Origin of the sequence: Paenibacillus sp. LPE1-1-1.1 (genome assembly GCF_040676435.1) — a bacterium.
In the GTDB taxonomy this organism is placed as follows: domain Bacteria; phylum Bacillota; class Bacilli; order Paenibacillales; family Paenibacillaceae; genus Pristimantibacillus.
This window is the reverse complement of record NZ_JBEGHY010000001.1, coordinates 1,704,195-1,722,049: the sequence shown is the minus strand read 5'-3', so window position 1 is coordinate 1,722,049 and position 17,855 is coordinate 1,704,195. Positions and strand designations below refer to the sequence as shown.

Annotated in this window: 15 protein-coding genes; 10 read left to right on the top strand and 5 right to left on the bottom strand. The window is 49.0% G+C overall.

Features of this window, described 5'->3' with window-relative positions; all coding sequences use genetic code 11:
* Window positions 1-19: 19 nt before the first annotated feature.
* Window positions 20-1,030, bottom strand: coding sequence for a zinc dependent phospholipase C family protein (locus MRBLPE1_RS07495; RefSeq protein ID WP_364143515.1), 1,011 nt, complete (start codon window positions 1,028-1,030; stop codon window positions 20-22).
* A gap of 167 nt (window positions 1,031-1,197) precedes the next feature.
* On the opposite strand from MRBLPE1_RS07495, the gene MRBLPE1_RS07490 reads away from it, so the two are divergent.
* From MRBLPE1_RS07490 to MRBLPE1_RS07455, 8 genes are all read left to right on the top strand, one after another.
* Complete coding sequence (locus tag MRBLPE1_RS07490) at window positions 1,198-1,659, top strand: chemotaxis protein CheX (protein ID WP_054028542.1); 462 nt, start codon at window positions 1,198-1,200, stop codon at window positions 1,657-1,659.
* Window positions 1,660-1,736: 77 nt separating this feature from the next.
* Entirely contained in the window at window positions 1,737-2,510 is a 774-nt protein-coding gene (locus tag MRBLPE1_RS07485; RefSeq protein WP_364143511.1) for an SDR family NAD(P)-dependent oxidoreductase, read from the top strand.
* A gap of 29 nt (window positions 2,511-2,539) precedes the next feature.
* Window positions 2,540-3,982 carry a DEAD/DEAH box helicase gene (locus tag MRBLPE1_RS07480; protein ID WP_364143509.1) on the top strand — a complete coding sequence of 481 codons (1,443 nt, stop codon included), beginning with the start codon at window positions 2,540-2,542 and terminating at the stop codon, window positions 3,980-3,982.
* Window positions 3,983-4,097: 115 nt separating this feature from the next.
* Entirely contained in the window at window positions 4,098-5,327 is a 1,230-nt protein-coding gene (locus MRBLPE1_RS07475; protein WP_364143507.1) for an S-layer homology domain-containing protein, read from the top strand.
* 425 nt (window positions 5,328-5,752) lie between these two features.
* Window positions 5,753-6,481: a hypothetical protein gene (locus MRBLPE1_RS07470; protein WP_364143505.1), complete on the top strand. Its 729-nt coding sequence runs from the start codon at window positions 5,753-5,755 to the stop codon at window positions 6,479-6,481.
* Window positions 6,482-6,608: 127 nt separating this feature from the next.
* Window positions 6,609-9,557, top strand: a complete 2,949-nt coding sequence (locus MRBLPE1_RS07465) for an S-layer homology domain-containing protein (RefSeq protein ID WP_364143503.1) — start codon at window positions 6,609-6,611, stop codon at window positions 9,555-9,557.
* 193 nt (window positions 9,558-9,750) lie between these two features.
* Complete coding sequence (locus MRBLPE1_RS07460; protein WP_364143500.1) at window positions 9,751-10,500, top strand: ABC transporter ATP-binding protein; 750 nt, start codon at window positions 9,751-9,753, stop codon at window positions 10,498-10,500.
* Window positions 10,500-11,747, top strand: a complete 1,248-nt coding sequence (locus MRBLPE1_RS07455) for an ABC transporter permease (RefSeq protein WP_364143498.1) — start codon at window positions 10,500-10,502, stop codon at window positions 11,745-11,747. Before MRBLPE1_RS07460 ends, MRBLPE1_RS07455 begins: the two co-directional genes overlap by 1 nt.
* Window positions 11,748-11,883: 136 nt before the next feature.
* Here the strand turns inward: MRBLPE1_RS07455 and MRBLPE1_RS07450 are convergent, their stop codons facing one another.
* The gene (locus MRBLPE1_RS07450; protein WP_364143495.1) at window positions 11,884-13,182 is read right to left on the bottom strand and encodes an aminotransferase class I/II-fold pyridoxal phosphate-dependent enzyme; all 1,299 of its coding nucleotides are present in this window, start codon (window positions 13,180-13,182) and stop codon (window positions 11,884-11,886) included.
* A gap of 206 nt (window positions 13,183-13,388) precedes the next feature.
* Between MRBLPE1_RS07450 and MRBLPE1_RS07445 the strand changes: the two genes are divergently transcribed.
* A complete protein-coding gene (locus tag MRBLPE1_RS07445; RefSeq protein WP_364143492.1) occupies window positions 13,389-14,174 on the top strand; it encodes an AraC family transcriptional regulator in 786 nt (261 codons plus the stop codon).
* A 76-nt stretch (window positions 14,175-14,250) separates the two neighbouring features.
* Here the strand turns inward: MRBLPE1_RS07445 and asd are convergent, their stop codons facing one another.
* A complete protein-coding gene (asd, locus tag MRBLPE1_RS07440; protein ID WP_364143489.1) occupies window positions 14,251-15,039 on the bottom strand; it encodes an archaetidylserine decarboxylase in 789 nt (262 codons plus the stop codon).
* Window positions 15,040-15,121: 82 nt separating this feature from the next.
* Window positions 15,122-15,886: a tryptophan-rich sensory protein gene (locus MRBLPE1_RS07435; RefSeq protein ID WP_364143487.1), complete on the bottom strand. Its 765-nt coding sequence runs from the start codon at window positions 15,884-15,886 to the stop codon at window positions 15,122-15,124.
* Between the two features lie 159 nt (window positions 15,887-16,045).
* Here MRBLPE1_RS07435 and MRBLPE1_RS07430 point away from each other — a divergent pair, with 159 nt between their 5' ends.
* Window positions 16,046-16,342 carry a transposase gene (locus MRBLPE1_RS07430; RefSeq protein WP_364143484.1) on the top strand — a complete coding sequence of 99 codons (297 nt, stop codon included), beginning with the start codon at window positions 16,046-16,048 and terminating at the stop codon, window positions 16,340-16,342.
* A gap of 76 nt (window positions 16,343-16,418) precedes the next feature.
* On the opposite strand, the gene MRBLPE1_RS07425 is transcribed toward MRBLPE1_RS07430, so the two are convergent.
* Complete coding sequence (locus tag MRBLPE1_RS07425; RefSeq protein ID WP_364143482.1) at window positions 16,419-17,693, bottom strand: saccharopine dehydrogenase NADP-binding domain-containing protein; 1,275 nt, start codon at window positions 17,691-17,693, stop codon at window positions 16,419-16,421.
* Between the last annotated feature and the right edge of the window lie 162 nt (window positions 17,694-17,855).

The window sequence follows — 17,855 nt, the reverse complement described above, 5'->3', positions numbered from 1 at the left end:
GAAGTCTCCTTCCAAACCGTTAAGGAGACTTCGTAATGCCGCTTTGATCGGGCCATACCGTATCAGCGAAGCGGATAGCCGCATCGGAGTCACAGGAGAGGCCCGTCTCATAGGAACGGTTGCCGATTAAGTCAATTGCTTTCTCGCGAAGCAGACGCACATGAGAACGTTCCTCCTTCGTATGCTGGGGACCTTCATGCGCCCGCAGCCATACCAGGATAGCGTTCACGACTTCCATCCCATCCGATAATGCCGTCTCCCATAAAGTCCAGACGCTTTCGCGATGATAGGCAGTGCCGTTAACCGGGTCAAGCCAAGGCGTCTCCTCTAAATTTAATACATCAAAGGGGAGCGGCAATTTCTTAAATACGAAGGGCTCGATTTGCCCGAACGTAAGCTTTCGCCGTACGCCGATCGGGTCATGGAACAAACGCTGCGCAGCCGTGAAATCGCGATTTGCCTGGTTCCAGTCCTCGCGCCGAATGAGCGGCGCAAGCTCCGCGTAATAGGTTGCAGCAATCGATTCAAATGCATCCAGAATCGGAGGCGGGAAGGCGCCATTCGTGTTCACGTATTTCCAAACCGCAGTTTTCCACGTTTCGACACCCCAAAGCGCTTTCGCGATTAACGTATCCATCATTATTTCAAATCGTTGATGATCCCACTTGCGGAAACCGGATTTGCTGAAAACATAAGGATGCAGATTGCGGTCCAGAATATGATGCAGCACAAAGCCCAGCGCATATAGGATGGAGGGATCAGGACTTTTAGGGCAGACCTTCCTGCCGATGACAGAATCCAGCATTTCTACAAGTACGGGACCGCAATGGCGGTTATGCATTTCGGTGCCTAAGCGGTTTAATGCCAAGCTGCGCTGCCAAGGGAAGAAGCGATGATAAAACAAAAAGTCAGGTCCCTGACAACCCATATTAAACATGGTTTTATGCTCCTCGAGCTGTAGAAGCGCGCTTTCACCGAGCTTCTCAAGCACTAGCTGCCCAAATATGAAATGAGCCCAAACGTTTGGCAAGCCGGCCAGCCTCCATTCCTTAACAATATTCTACAGTTTTTGAGAAAAAAATTAGTTCTTTTGGTACATATATTTTTTTTATAGTATACTTGTCCTAATGAATTAAGTATAATATAAATTAAACTAGACAAACCGCGAATTTTGTCGAAAAGGAGCGTATCTTCATTATGAAGGCAGAATACATTAACCCGTTTCTTGAATCCGCAAAAATCGTGATTGAGCAAGTCGTTCAAATTCGTCCTGCGACAGGTGAGCTTGGCCTCAAAGATATCAAGTTTGTAGAGAACTATATTTGGATTCAGATTGGGCTCAATGGACAAATGAACGGAGACATTGTATTCGGGCTAAGTGAAGAAGTAGCTATGAAAATGGTTTCTGCGATGATGGGTGGATACGTAATTTCTGAAATCGACGAAATCGTGAAAAGCGCTATTTCTGAGCTCGGCAACATGATTAGCGGAAATGCCAGCACAATGCTGTTTAATCAAGGGGTACGCGTAGATATTACGCCACCTAAGGTGATTCAATCCGCGCAATCTGCAGGCTTTACCGCGCAAAAGGCGCTGACGATTCCGCTTATTATGGAAGGAATCGGAGAACTTGACATTCAAGTTTTAATCGCATCTTAGCACAGAAATAGCTCCTTAGGGAGCTTTTTTTGCGTCTGAATGAGCAATCAAGTAAACTTGTAAATGGGTGATGTTGGATGTTAAAGGATAAAGTGATTTTCATCTCCGGCGCATCGAGCGGTATTGGAGCGTTAACGGCAATCCGGCTGTCCGAGCAGGGTGCGATTCCCGTGCTGACGGGACGGAATATCGGGAAGCTGAAAGAGATTTCTGCCGCAATTAAAGGCCAAAGCTCGTTCTATCAGATGGACGTAACAGACAACGAGCAAGTTAAGCAGACAGTGGAAGCCGTCATTGCGAAATACGGTAAAATAGATGTATTGCTGAATAACGCTGGCTATGGGCAGTTTGAGTATTTTACAAGCATGCCCGTGGAAAGCTTTGAACAGATGATGGATACCAACTATATGGGGATTGTGCGTTGTACGAAGGCCGTTATTCCCCATATGGTGAAACGCGGGAGCGGTCATATCGTAAACATTGCTTCGTTAGCAGGCAAGATCGGGACGGCGAAATCAACCAGCTATACGGCTACGAAGCATGCGGTGCTGGGTTTTACGAACTCGCTTAGAATGGAGCTGCGGGACCAGGGCATTCAAGTGTCTGCCGTAAATCCGGGACCGATTGATACGCCTTTTTTCTCGCTTGCTGATCCTTCCGGCTCATACGTAAAAAATGTCAGTTGGTTTATGATGAAGCCAGAATATGTCGTGAAACGAATTGTTAGATTGATTGAACGGCGGAAAGCAGAGCTCGATCTGCCGAAAAAGGCTTCACTGGGCATAAAGGTTTATCAATTGCTGCCGCGCACGATCGACCGGCTCTTCGGCGGGATGTTAAATCGAAAATAATAAAGGTTTAATCGAGAGAGGATTAAAGAATGAGTAAGCACACATGGAATGAAATCGGAATTAACGAGCTGCTGGAAAATAAGCTCACCGCAAACGGAATTATCGAACCAACGGACGTGCAGGCAGAGACGATACCGATCCTGCTTGGCGGCAGCGACGTGTCAGCACGGTCACAGACGGGCACAGGCAAAACACTCGCTTATTTGCTGCCTATGCTTCAAAAGCTGAATTCGTATTCGAACGCGATACAAGGCGTTATTTTGGCGCCGACGCAGGAGCTGGCCATGCAAATCGTTCGCGTGGCGGAAATTTACGCAGAGCCGCTGAATATTCGCGTTCAGCAGCTGATTGGCGGAGCGGCTCTTAAGCGGCAGGTAGAGAAGCTGAAGCTGCGTCCGCAGCTTGTCATCGGTACGCCGGGACGCATGCATGAGCTGCTGAAACTGCGCAAGCTTAAGCTGAATGATGTAAATAACGTCGTAGTAGATGAAGCGGATCAGGTGTTTCAGCTCGGCTCAACAAAAGAGGTCGAGATCCTGCTGCACGGCATGGGGAAGGGGCGTCAAATCGCATTTTTCTCCGCGACTTATCCCGATCAAATGGCCCGATTCGAAGGGCGCTGGATGAAAAATCCGGAACGGATTCAAATAACGCCGGAGCACCGGGTTTCTCAAACGATCGATAATTATTTTATTGTCAGCGATAAACGGGACAAAACCGATACTGCAAGGCGGCTGGTTCGTTTGCTTAATCCGTCATCGGCGCTGTTGTTTCTTAATGATACCGACAATATCTCGAACTGGGAATCGAAGCTGAGCTATGAGGGCTTCACCGTCGAGGCTCTTTACGGAGACGCGGATAAGCAGCGTAGAGCGGCCACGTTAACGCGCTTCCGTGAAGGACGCTGCCAGCTTTTGCTGGCTACCGACGTAGCAGCCCGGGGTTTGGATATTGAAGGCTTGCCGCTCGTCATTCAACTTGATCCCGCTGCAGACGCGGACCATTATGTGCACAGGGCTGGCCGTACCGGCCGTATGGGACGTGCGGGCACGGTCGTATCGATTGTGATGCCGCAGGAGCTGTTTATTATGGAGAAATTCCGGAAGCAGCTGGGCATAGAGCTGTCTGAGCGGACGATGTTCCGCGGCAAGCTTCTTTCGGAAGAAGAATTGCGAGAAGCAACACGTCCGTTTGCTGCCCGTCATGATGCGAAGCTGGCCGAGCGCGCAGAAGCTTCCCAAGCGAAGCGCTCTTTGGAGCGGAAGGAAATACCGGCGGCAAAGGAAATAAAGGATACGAAGGAAACGAAGCTTGTTGACGTGAAATCAACCGATGCCGGGTCGAAGCCGAAGCCTGCGCCAAAAGCCGCTCCGAAGCCTGCTCCGAAGAAAGCGGAGCGCAAGCGCGAAGGCAAAAACAAGGGCGCGCCGAAATGGTTGAAAGCCAAACGCGAGGCCGAGAAGGAACAATAAAATAAATTTAATTTGAAAGCCACCCTCTTAAATCGATCTGCCTTTCCCGAAACGTATGGGCGTAGGTAAAAAACGCGGCAAAACCCGCAATCGAATAAGGAGTGTGGCTTTCTTAATGAAAAACACAATGTTGAAAAAGACAGCAATTTCCTCGCTTGCGCTGCTAATGCTTGCAGGCGGAGCGACGTCAGCTTTTGCAGATGGCGGTAGAGACAAAGGGCAAGGCGGCAGTCGTGGCGATGATAATGACCGACAAGAGGACAAGCATGATAAAGATGATGATAAGTATAAAGTAACATGGCAGTTTGAAGATGAGGACGATTTGAAATGGGCAATGGAATACATTATGCGTCTAGCGTCGAAGGGTGTATTTACCGGGTATGAGGACGGAACATTCAAACCGAATCAAAAAATTAGCCGCATTGAAACGCTAACGGCTGCGGTCAGATTGATGGGACTACGCGCACAAGCGGAATCGGCAGCGGAAATGAATACGGATCTGCAATTCAAAGACGCTGACAAAATTGAGAAAAAGTATCCATGGGCTGTCGGTTACGTAGCCGTTGCGCTGGAAAACGATTTGTTCGCCGAGACGGAAACCGAAGTAAAACCAGAGGCAAATGCGACAAGACTATGGTCTACGATCCTCCTTGTGAAAGCGCTTAAGTTGGAAGAGGAAGCGAAAGCTCTCAACAATACGAAGCTCGACTTCAAAGATGCGAAGGAAATTCCTGCCGGCGCAGTCGGTTATGTCGCGCTCGCGCTGCAAAAAGGGATTATTACTGGCTACGAGGATAAACACGGAAAAACATTCCGTCCGAACCAACCCGTTACCCGCGCTGAGCTAGCTGCTCTATTGGACCGTACGGATACGGAAATGCCGGATCAAGATGCGCAAGCCATTACGGGCAAGCTGAAAGCAGCTCCTGCTGACGGCAAGCTGACTGTTGTTAAAGCGGATAATACGGAAGCGGCGTTGGCCATTGATTCGAACGTATTTATTTTCCGCGATGATAAGAAAGCTCCACTGAGCGCCCTGCGTGCCGGTGATGAGGTTCTCGTGCGCACTTATCAAAATAAAATCGTATTCATAGAAGTGACGAAGTCAGCTCCCGTGGTAACAGCTTTCACGGAGCTTGGTATACTTAATACGGTAACGTTCAACGCGCAAGCGAGGCTTGCAACGATCTCCATTTCGCGGGTTGAGAATTCGCAAACGGTTATGCTTACTTTTAACGTAGATGCAAATGTTGCGATTACCGGTGATGCATCGCTGCTGAAGCCTGGTCAGCTTGTACAGGTTAAGGGTGAAAACGGAACGGCAAAAACAATCGAAATTAAATAATGAACGTAAAGCAAGGGGCATCATCCACAGCGATGATGCCTTTTTTCCGGCCGATGCTTCATCCATATTCGCCTCATATAGGCACGGAAAATGAACAGATCACTGCGAAAATATAATTCCGACAAAAACGATAGGAAAAATTAAAATAATCGTTGACATGGCATTCCTTGGGGAATAAGATAGAAAAGTAATCAAAATGTGTTGGCTAACCATTTTGTCGGATAACAAAAGAAGAATAATCTACTGGACCGCCAGAGATTCGATGAGAGCGCAGCATGCGCCCTTGTTGGATCTCCTTTTTTTTATCCACACAAAATTATTTAAGAAGGAAATGCACGGAGCTGTTAAGCGCGGTTTCGTATGGTTTAAAGGGATTGAATAAACAAAAAAGCTCAATGAGCGAAGCGAAAGGGATGTATTCAAACATGAAAAAACTGACAATAACTTTGATTTCCGCTACGGTGGCTTTCTCGGCATTAACTTATGCAGCCGTATCTGCGAAACAAGCACAAGGGATTCAAGCGCCGAAGAACGTACCCGCTGTAACTGTCGCTGGCAAAGAAGAGCAGGCAAAAGCAATTACGATCGTTAACGCGGAGGAAAAACAACCGGAGGTAAGGACAGTAGCAGCATCGGAGGAAAAACAACCGCAGGCTGACACAGCTGCGGCAACGATAGAAGGAACGAAGCCGCAAGAAGAAACAGCGGCTGACGCGGAAGCGTCGAAAGCCAGCTTGGCCGTTGAGAAAAAGGCAGTTGAACAAAAACCAACGACGATCGAAGACTCGGCTGCGAAAGTAGACGCAAAGCCAAAAGCAAGCGCGGCTGCGGCAAAAGAAGTAACAAAGGCAGCAGTACCGGCAGTTAAAGAAGAGAGCAAGCCGAAGGCTGCAGCATCTGCCAAAGAGGAAACAAAGGCTGCGCCGGTTGTAAAAGAAGAAGCAAAGGCGTCTGCGTCCCAAACGGAACCCAAAGAAGAGGATAAATCAAAATCCATTAGTTTTGTAAAAACAGAAACCGTTCAACCTAAAGCTCCAACTGCTTCGAGCCCATCATCATCATCATCATCATCTTCTTCTTCTTCTTCTTCTGAGCAGCCAGCAGCACCGGCTGCAAATGAAGATAAAGCCACGGAAGTGGAAGAAATTTGCTAATCCGATTTTATAACGCGGGGGCCTTCGCATTTGCGGAGCCCTCGGAACAAACGATGCTGCTTTCGGTAGAGAATGCGTAGTTCGCACGGTTATGACCGCAGAAATATGATGAAATTGAGGAGATAATATGAAAACTAAATCGAACACAGCGAGAAGGCTGCTAGCGCTGCTTCTATCAGCATTGCTAATTTTGCCTGTAGTCAATGTCGTTAATGCCAATCCAGCGGAAGCTGCAGTACTAAACGGGACTGATCATTTTGATTATTTCAGCAAGGTTTACGAGCACTTGGATGATGAGAATCACGTTTTTCAAACCTTGAATTACGAGGAGCTTGTTAATCTTTTCGATAGCAAGGGCAGCTATGTTGTCTTGTTTGGCGGGGCATGGAGTGAAAGCACGCAGGCGAATATTGGCTTTATTAATCAAGTAGCGAAAGAATATGGCGTAGATACCATTTATAATTTTGATACAAAACTAGACGGCCAAAATTTTGAGATTGCTGACAGCAGCAATCCATATGCGTATAAATATGTAGACGTCATCCATGAATATTTAACAAATCTTAACGAGATCCTCCCTGAAGCAGATACAGTCAGTTACCCTGCAATTGATCAAGATGGGGCTGATATTACAAAAGCGGTAAAGAAAATCGATGCTCCTTTTCTATTCGTTTACGACGGTACAAATAAACGTATCGTGGATGCTGTACAAACGGAACAGGTTTGGAACGACTATTTGACAAATGGCAATTTGGATCCTGCCAAGGCAGAGGCTTATAAAGCGGAGGTAAGACTGGTATTTGATTCTATTACGACGGAAGTGAATGGAATCAAAACCACGAATGACGATGTGATTGATTACTTTGAATTTTTTAAAACCGCTTATAATAAAAATGCGAATATAGAATCAGCGACTCCAACCAATATCGAGATTTTTAATGACAGCGACCAATCCGTCGTTTATAAATACGTAACCTACGACGAGCTGACAAACCTTTTAGAGAGTGACGGCAATTATACGATTCTATTTGGCGGTTCTTGGTGCCCCAATACGAGAGCGGCCATAAAGTTCATCAATCAGTATGCCAAAAAATATAACGTAGGTACCGTTTATTTATGGGATACGAAGCTGGACGGCGGCGTTGACGTGGCCAAAGAGGGCAATATCCCGCATAAAAATGAGACGCTTCAAGTTAGATCGAATAATCATCCGTACGCTAGTTTATATGTCGATATCGTTACTAAATATCTAACGAATATCAAAACCCAAAACAACGCAGCGACGCCGCCTTCCGTCATTAGCTATACGGATGCGAACGGTAATGTCATTAAAGGCGACAGATTGCAGGTTCCGTTTTTCTTCCAATACAATAAAAACAACAAAAATGCAGACGGAACGGCTGCACCGATCCTTGGGCACATCGAATTAATGTATACATGGACGAGTATTCAGCCTGATTATGTAAGCAGCGCAGGTACCGGCGTCCACCACAGAAACTACACCAACGCGCTGGACAGCCTTTTTTCAAGAGTGGAAGCTGTGCCAACCGGCCTAACGGCTGTGCCGCCGACGACTTCAGCGCAGCTGGACGGAAAAATTGCCGGTACAACGAACAAAGCTTTGGAATATAAGCTCGTATCCGTTATGGAATACAAGAGCGTAACAGGCGACGCTATCACCAACCTGGCACCTGGTACTTATAACGTGAGATATGCCGCAAAAGCCGGTTACAATGGTCCGACACCTAATGCCACAGGAATTCCGACTGCCGTTCTCTACAAAGCAGGGCAATCGATTGAAATCGTCGTGCCGGCCAACACGGATCCAAGCGGTCCGATTACGCCGGCTCCGGCTCCGACTTCGTCACCATCGCCTGCGCCGACCACCCCGATAGGCGGTGACAATGACGGAACACCTCCGACAGCTACCGTGCCAGCAATTGCGGACTCCGCAACAGGGGCATTAGCAGCCAAAGCGTCTGCTACTACAATTTCAAGCTTGGTAGAGCAAGTAAAAAAAGCGGAAGCTGCCGGTAAATCATCGGTAGTTGAGCTAAAGGTAGAAGCATCTGCTCAAACCAAATCGGTTGAGCTGAGCATTCCTAGAAGCGCATTTAACGATGCTGCTACCAGCACTAACGCCGGATTGAAACTTAACTATGGAATCGCTACGGTCGTTTTTGGGCCAGAAGCTGTTGACAATATCAGCAAAGCAGCAGAAACGGGAGATATCAGCGTCATCGTTTCGAAAGTGGAGTTGACTGACGAAGGCAAGGAGGTTTTGGGCGACCGCCCGGTTTATGATTTCTCCGTTTTTGCAGGCTTAAGCCCTATCACAACCTTTGGCGGCAGCCCGCTTCAAGTCAGCGTGCCTTATACGCTGAAGGCGGGAGAAGATCCTCATGCGGTTGTCGTATACTATGTTGCCGAATCAGGATTGGAAACGATCCGCGGCTATTATAACGAGTCGAAAGGCACGGTAGATTTTACGACGTCGCATTTCTCCCAGTATATCGTCGGCTATAACAAAGTCAGCTTTACGGATGTAGCGGATACGGCTTGGTACGAGAATGCAGTCGGCTTCCTTGCAGCGAGGGGCATTACAACCGGCACGGACGAAGAGCATTATAGCCCTAATGCGTCTGTTACGCGAGGACAATTCATTGTATTGTTATTGAAAGCTTACGGCATTACGCCGATTGAGAACGAATCGAATAATTTCAAGGATGCAGGAGATGCCTATTACACGAATTATCTTGGCGCGGCGAAACGCCTTGGCATAACGAACGGCATTGACGGTACGACATTTGACCCCAACCGTGAAATTACGCGCCAAGATCTATTCACGCTCCTTTACCGTTCGTTAGACGTGTTGGGAGAACTTCCGGCAGCAACCGCGAATGTTTCCGTGTCTAGCTTCAGCGATGCGGAACAAATTGCCGATTACGCAAGCGACGCCTTTAAATCGCTCGTAGAAGGCGGCGTGATTGCCGGCAGCGAATCGAAGCTCAGCCCCCGGGAGGTTTCCACGAGAGCCCAGGTGGCACAGGTACTTTATCATTTACTTTCTAAATAAGCAGTAAAATTACAGAAAAATGGGCGGCCGATGGCTGCCCATTTTTATCGTTTTCGGGATCTCGAATCTTGCATAGCGTATTGATCGGAGTGCGTCCCGATGAACGCATGAAAATTGCTTTTTTGATATTAGCCGGATATTTCGGTATGCTGTTTAATAGCGAATACCAAATTGCATTGTTGAAGGTGATAGGATGGAGTCCATTTTACAGGTAAACGGTTTAACCGGCGGCTATAGTCCGAGAAGACCCGTGCTGCATGACATCTCCTTTGAGGTGAAGGCTGGCGAAATGGTTGGATTAATCGGTCTGAACGGCGCCGGGAAGAGTACGACCATTAAGCATATTCTGGGCCTAATGAAGCCGCAAATCGGGGATGTTCGAATTGACGGCGTGACTCTGGAGGAGGAGACGGAGCGTTACCGCGCGGCCTTTGCTTATGTGCCGGAGTCGCCTGTGCTATTTGACGAACTGACGGTTGAGGAGCATCTGCGTTTAACAGGCATGGCTTACAGTGTGAAGGACAGCCAATATGAACAACGGGAAGATGAGCTGCTAAAAGAGTTTCAAATGGTACCCAAGCGTAAAGCATTCGCTTCCCATTTATCGAAAGGCATGAAACAAAAGGTCATGATTATGAATGCGCTGCTTGCGGAGCCGCCTCTATATATCATAGATGAGCCTTTTCTCGGGCTTGATCCGCTTGGAATCCGCTCCTTGCTGGAGCGGTTGGTAGAGGTGAAGCAAAAAGGGGCAGCCATTCTGATGAGCTCGCATATTCTGTCTACGGTCGAGGCGTATTGCGATCGGTTTATCGTGATGCATCACGGTAAAATCGTTGCATTAGGCACGCTGGAGGATGTCAGGAAAGCGGCTGGAATGGACATGCGAGGCGGTTCGTTGGAGGATGCCTTCTATAAGCTCGTTACTGGGGGCCATGCTTAATGAGCCATGATCGCAAGCTTGAAACGTTGTGGCATCGCCGCGCGAAAGCGTTCCGCGAGGAAGCGTTACCCTATTTCCGCTACATGGGCCAAAGCGGTTTTCCGGCATTTATGTCTTTGTTCATTATATCTTCGGCCATCGGCTACATCGGATTAATTCGCCACGTTCCCGCCGACTTTCCATTTGCGGCTGTCGGGATTGCCGCTTTAACGCTCGTTCTGTGCTGGAGCCCGCTCCGTACCTGGCTTGCCGCGGGCGATACCGTCTTTTTAATGCCGCGCGAAGCGGAAATGGCTGGTTATTTACGCTTGTCCTTCCGTTATAATACGATTGCGTGTTCATTTCTAGCTGCAGCCGTGTTTCTGTTATACCTTCCCATCTATCTGCAAGGACCGGCTGTTAACGGAGGATGGGAGCTTGCCTTTATGGCTGTTGTGATGAAAGCAGCCAATGTGTGGGGAGCTTGGAGAGAGCGCCGGATGACATGGCCGGGCATGAGACGCCTGATGCGCCTGATGCGCTGGGCTTTTACAGCTTTGACTTTAGCGGCTTGGCTGACAAGCTTGCTTTGGCAGGCAGCTGGGTTTACCTTGCTGCTCGGCATTCTATACGTCTTGCTTTACCGCCTGCCGAGCAAGCATCGGATGCCTTGGGAGAGGCTGATCGATGAGGAAGCAAGAACGCGGAAGCGCTATTATGTCTTTTTCGGACTATTCATCGACGTGCCAACGCTGCCGTCAAGTATCGCCAAAAGGCCTTATATCTCATGGCTCCTCCGTACGGTGCGCTATGCGAACCGCAATACATTCGTTTATCTCTACACGACTTCGCTGCTCAGAACGGAAATGGGCGGCATGATTATTCGGCTGCTCCTCCTCGGCTGCTTGATCATTTATTGGTTTGCAGAGGCGGTGTCCTTATCCGGCTATGGCAGCATAATTGTATTTTTTATTTTCATGGGGTTGATTGCCGTTCAGTTAAGCGGCTTGCGCCATGTTCACCGCTATTCGGTATGGAAGCATGTTTATCCCTTGCCGGAAAAGCAGCGAATCGAGCAGTTTTTGAAGGTCGACAGGTTGGCTATGCTTTTGTGTTCGACGCTGTTATGGCTTTTTGCAGCTTTGCCTCTAGCGATTGCGGGCGTGTTTATGCCTTCGCTTGCTTCGGCGGCTTTAACGCTTGCGTACCTGGCTATACGGCCTGGGCGTTTGCGGAAAAAGCTTATGCTGGATGAGGATGAAGATTGATCCTGCTGGCGGATGTATGTCCGGCTGAAGCCTCATCTCACATGCAGATGAAGCTCTAATCGTATTAAAAAAACCGTGATCGCAGCATTGTCTTCAAGACAAGCCGCAATCACGGTTTTTTTGGATTGAACGATGTTTATTGCGCGATTAATTCATTAACCGCTTTGAAAATCGTATCGAACAGCTCTTCGAGGTTCTTTTCCTCAATGCAGGAGAAAGCAACGCGAAGATCGGTTTCACCCAGGGCAATCGTCCCGATGCCATATTGGTTAAGCAGTTGAACGCGAACGGCTTCTGCAGAAACGCCGCTAAGCTTCAAGCACATAAAATAGCCGGAGTTAAACGGATAGTAGTCCCAAACGTCGCCGTATCGTCCGCTGTCGAGAAGCTCCTTGACGCGGTTTGCGCGGCCTTTCATAATATCGTATTTCTCCGCTTTTTGGGCTTCGAATTCAGGCGATGTCAAAGCGCGCAATACGAATGTTTGCGAAGGATGAGGGCCGCTGGAAATGGTTGCGCGTATAATGCCTGTCGTTTTTTGCTCAAGCGCGGCAAGTACGCCAGCCGAGCTCGATGCGTAAGTAATAAAACCTACGCGGAAACCCCAAACGTACTCTTCCTTCGTTGCGCCGTCCACCTTGATGGCAAGAACGCGGGGATGAAGATCGGAAAGCTTAGCAAATAGGGATTCATGCAGGGAATCTTCAAAAAACAAACCGAAATAAGCATCGTCGGTTACGGCCACGACATTGATTCCGGCTTCAGCGGCATCGCGAATCGCAGCGACGATTTCTTCGCCTTCCTCAGGGCCCGGCGTGTAGCCTGTCGGATTATTCGGGAAGTTAAGCAGGACAATGGCTTTTCCTTTGTCCTTTTGAGCGAGCAAAGCCTCGCGCAATCCAGCGCTGTTAAAGCGGGTTTGATCATTATAAAGCGGATATTCGACGATTTCGGCACCTCGTCTTATACCAAAAGTGAGCTCGTAATTTTCCCAGTTCTTATTCGGGATAACAACCGCATCTCCGGCATCCGCGAATAAATCAGCTACAATGCTCAGGCCGTGCGTCAATGCATTCGTAACGACCGGCGTGCCGAAGCCCTTTGACTCAAGGGACGGATTGTCTTTAACCATCTTGGTACGCCAAGCAGCACGAAGCTCTGGCTTCCCGCCCGGTGGTGCATATTCATATATATCTTTAGGGTTGTAAGCAGAGAGGGTATCTTGGATCACCTTGAGATGCATCGGCTGTCCGCCTTCTGTTGCAATTCCGATAGTCGCGTTAAATTTAGTTGCTTTGGTCTTCGCTTCGGCGGACTGACTGAGTATGCCCTCTTTCGGGAAATAAATCGCTTTGCCTAAGGCTGACAACATCGCATAGACGTTCGGACTCTCCGATTTCAACGTCTCGTTTAACTGCTGAGCAAGTGGGTTCATGGACTTTATTCCATCCTTCCGAAATCATTCATTTGTATTGTGTATTAGCAGGCCTGAGCCGTTTTCGCTTGTCGGGTGCTATTATAACATTTTTTTTAAGCTGCAAACCATTCTCAAAGCAAATTTTTTCGTAACTTTAGCCTGCTTGCACAAAAGTTTGCCCCTGTTGTATGATGACGGCATAGATTTGTACAGGAGGTTGCATGATGCTGCACATTTCGCCGGATTCCTTCGTTTTGTTGCCTGCCTTTGCCAAAATCGTATGCGAGCCGGGCTGGCGATGGGCGAGACGCGAGAAACCCATGGCCAATTTCGACTTATTTTACGTGTGGAGCGGTGAAGGGGAGGTTGAGGTTAACGGTGCCCCGTACGAGGTTGGTCCGGGAAGCTGTTTTCTGTTTCGGCCAGGCGATTACACAAGCGCGACGCATAATCCCCAGCGGCCGCTGGTATTATCTTATATTCATTTTGCCATCAATGAAACGATAGAGGCAGTGCCGAACCGGTATAGGCAGTTGCATGACACCGTCGATTTTGAATATATGCTTTCACGCTACGTCAGGCTGTTTCTTGTTCAAACCTATGCGGCAGAGGAAGAAGCGCAGCTCGTTCTGAAGCAGCTGATGATTCATTTGCTCAGAGAGGACAAGCAGCTTCCCGTTGAGAAAAAGGCAAGCAACCAGCTGACGGAAGCGATTCATGAGGTGGCAAACTTCGTGCGCCAAAACCCGAGTATCGCTCACCGCGTTGAGGATTTGGCGATGCGCGCCCAGCTGTCGCCGCGTTATTTTTCAATGAAATTCAAAGAGTTGATCGGCATGTCGGTGCAAACCTATATGATACGCACGAGAATCGAGCGGGCGCAGCATCTGCTTATGCATGCGGGCATGAACGTAACGGAGGTAGCCGACGCTTTGGGCTACCGCGATATCTTTTTTTTCAGCCGCCAGTTCAAGCAGTACACGGGCCGCAGCCCGTCTGAGATTAGATAATAGGATGAACGGAAAAGCCCGCCCCTCTTCATGAGGGGGCGGGCTTTTTTTGCCGTCCGAAATGGCATGACGTGTTTTAGCTGCCTTGCAGAGAACCAAGACGCTCGCCCATGCGCACTTTCTTGCCGAGCAAGCCGTTAGCGCGCGGCGTGAAGTTTCCATCCTCCAGCAGGAGTACGACGGTAGAACCAAACTCGAAATAGGCAAGCTCTTCGCCTTTGAGCATCTCTGACTTCAGCGGCTGCACATATTGGATGCTGCTTACGTTCATCGCGCCGACCTTAACGACAGCCGTTTCTCCTGTTTGGTGCTGCATATAGGTTATAAGCCGCTCGTTGCGGCTAAGCACCCTGCGCATATGGCGAAGGCCAAAATCATTAACCGGATACACTCTGCCTGCGATATGTTCGCGTTCCACGACGCGGCCGCTGACGGGCGTATGGATACGATGGTAATCGGTAGGGCTTAAATAGAGGACGATATAATAGCCGTTCATGTAATTAGCCGTTCGGGGCGAACGGTTAAGCAGCTCATCGATCGTATAGTCCTGTCCTTTTACGTTGACAATCGTGCCGCTGTTTATGGCGCCGGCTCCCGTAATCAGGGCATCAACGGGGCTGACAAGCGAATCTTCGCTTTCATGAACTTCGCGAAGCCCTGGCTTTAACCGTCGAGTGAAAAACTCGTTTAACGTCTTATATTGGGAAAGAGGTTTTTCCGCTTCCTCTATTTTGATGCCGTAGGTTGAAGCAAACCTTGATATAAAGCGGCGGCTGGCCGTTGATTGGGCGAATTTTCCGGTTATGCGGGATATCCATTTGCGCGAGCTTAATTCTGTCATGGAACGAAGCAGCCATTTTATCATACGTGAACCGTCACGTCCTTTCCTGCATGGGGCAATTAGTCCTAACACCCACCACACAGTGTGACATATCCGATTCTATTTTTCAATATGCAGCTGCTTTCCTTTTACTTGCCAAGATAAAAACATAGACGGCTACGGCTGCCAAAAGTGCCGAGAGGATGAATGCGGCAACGCTGACATCGGCTTGCTGCCCTCCTTTGACCGCGATTGCGATGAAGGACCAGATGAAAACTAGGATAAATGCCGGGTCGCGATACGCAAAACCGATAAGGATAGCGAGCAGAGCCGCTGTGACAAGCAGGATAACGGTCCAGATGACATCGGATAAACCGAAGCGGTTCCAATCCGCTGCGGATAATGCGACCGTGATGTTCACGATGGTTGCCGTGATGATCCAGCCAAAATAAATGCTGAACGGAAGCCTTACAAGATATCGCTCGCCAGGCGCAGGCGTGTCCTTGTCTTTTCTAACGGCCTTATAAATGTCAAAGAGAGACAGCAGAAGGGCAAGCATAACGAATACGCTGCTCGACAGTTTTTCGTAATGCCAAGCGACTATCCAAGCCGCGTTAAGCAGGCAGCTGATAAGAAACCAAGGGCCGATGCTTTGCGCGATTCTGCTGTTAGCTGCTTGCGGACGCAGCTGATAAGCGACGTAACCGATCAGCAGCAGGTAGATCACTGACCATATTGAGAACGCATAGGGCGCCGGCGTAATCAGCGCAGGATATTTAGCCGATAATTCTCCGGTTGTATTTCCGTTAATCGGCAGCCATTGCGCCAGTCCATTGACGACAAGCATAATAACGAGTCCGATTAGATTTAACCATCGAAAACTGTTTTTCATGTCTATTCCTCCATTTCTTGGAATCCGCTTGAGGCTCTTGTATCATATGTAAACAATCGCGTCATCTTTTATTCACGTTATGCTGCTTTCAAAAAAAGGAACCGGGGGTTTAAGGCATCCGTAAATAACCGAACCTGCCAATAGAGGTGAAGAAAAATGATGATGGTCATGATTGGTGCGGCTCTGGCAGCCGGAACCGTCTTTATTGCATGGATTAGCAAATGGAGCAGATCTGCATGTCGAATATTCGATGGCCTAGCGGTCGCGGCGGCTTTTTTGTTTTTCGTTACGGCAGCGGATGCCGTAGCGGGGACACTCGTGCATGACACCGTATTTATGACGGAAGTGCACCGCGTGTTCAAAAATCCGGTCTTTCTGCTAAGCGGCGCTTATCTGGGTCCCTATGCGCTCGCAAGAATAGCCATGCTGCCGGGTCACTTATTCGGATCCAAATAAGGAGCTATCTGCGCCGGCTGTTAGAACCGGCGGATAGCTCCTTCGCGAGGCAGAGGCTTGCATAAACAAGCCGCGATTAATTATTCGATTCGTCCGCTGTCCGCATACGCTGGAGAAGCAATCCGTCCGTGCCGGCATTTGTGCCCCGAATGAACGGCTTCATGAAATAAGCTACATAATTGCCGTAGGCGATTAATTCCGCGTCCGACAGCTCGTCAACCCAGTGAACCCCGTTAGGCATAGCTTCTAGAAGCAAGGTGCATATGCCGCCATAAAGACCGCATGCCACTTGAAAATAGGTTGCGTTTGTCCCGTATGAATCAAAAATCTCCTTATTTTGCATCACATTGTACAAATAGCGCTCATGATCTTCGTATACGAGGAGTACCCCGACCAGATCGGAGCCTTCGAGCTCTGCGTCGCGCGGATCAAGCAGCTGGTGGTTCCAATCCCAGAGCTCATCCGGGTTATCCAAATGATCATGCAGAATTTCGGTCGTGACCTCGTTGACCTTATAAAGGAAACCGATCTCGAAAGGGTAGCGCTCGCCAAGCGATAGTACTTCCTCATGCGGCATCAGGCAGCCTTCAAAACATAGTTGGCCGAGACGAACGAAGAAGGTTTGCGCATAAACGGGATCATAAAGAAATAAGGCGCGGTGATGGTTGACCAACATGGGATAGTTCAGTATCGCTTCATCCAAATAACATTCGGGTGACCAAGTGCTGTAGACCGTTTTTGGCTTAAGCAGCGTTCGATCGGCATAAAAGCTGTCGTCGGTCTCCACAATGTAGCAAGCCAGCGGCAGCTTGTCTGGCTGCTCCTTCATAAGCGAGATCGCCATCCACTGCACGACGCCCGGATTCATTCCCGACCCGATGATGGCTTGCAGCCCGGAGTAACTGTGTTTTTTTTCTTTGAACCTCCTATAACGTTCGATGAGCGTGAAACCCTCAAGCTCCGTAAGCTCATCCACCTCCGTGCTCTCTAATGCGGTGTTCACGTAAGCAACGGCAAGCTCATTGCAGCACTCAAGCATGCTTAATGTATCTGCCCAAGACGCGTCGATGACTAGACGGGTAGATGTTTGCAGCAGATGAAGCTTGAAATTGCCCGCATCCTGCAGGTCAAACTGGTGAAGCTCAAGCCGGCCGGCAAGCCGAGGGTAATAAGCCTTGATTTCATCGAGCTGCTGCGGCTTTACATCCACGCAGTGGATCTTGCCGTTTGCTAATTCCTTGTGGAGCGGGGCATGTTCATCTTGCACGACTCGTTCCAAAAGAGCCAGCACAGCCTTGCCTACGCCTCCGCTGCTCCCAAGCAGCGTAATAACGATATTGTTTTTTGCCATGATACGATCAACTCCTTTCCGTTGCTGTCAGCATACGCGGGCCGCTGCTTGACTGACAGCAGCATTCTTTCCGTGCCAAAGACCCAAATTGGATGTGCCGCGGCTAGGAGTGGCACCTGCGGGCTGAAGCAGGGAGACCGTTTGTATCGCCTCCATCAGCCT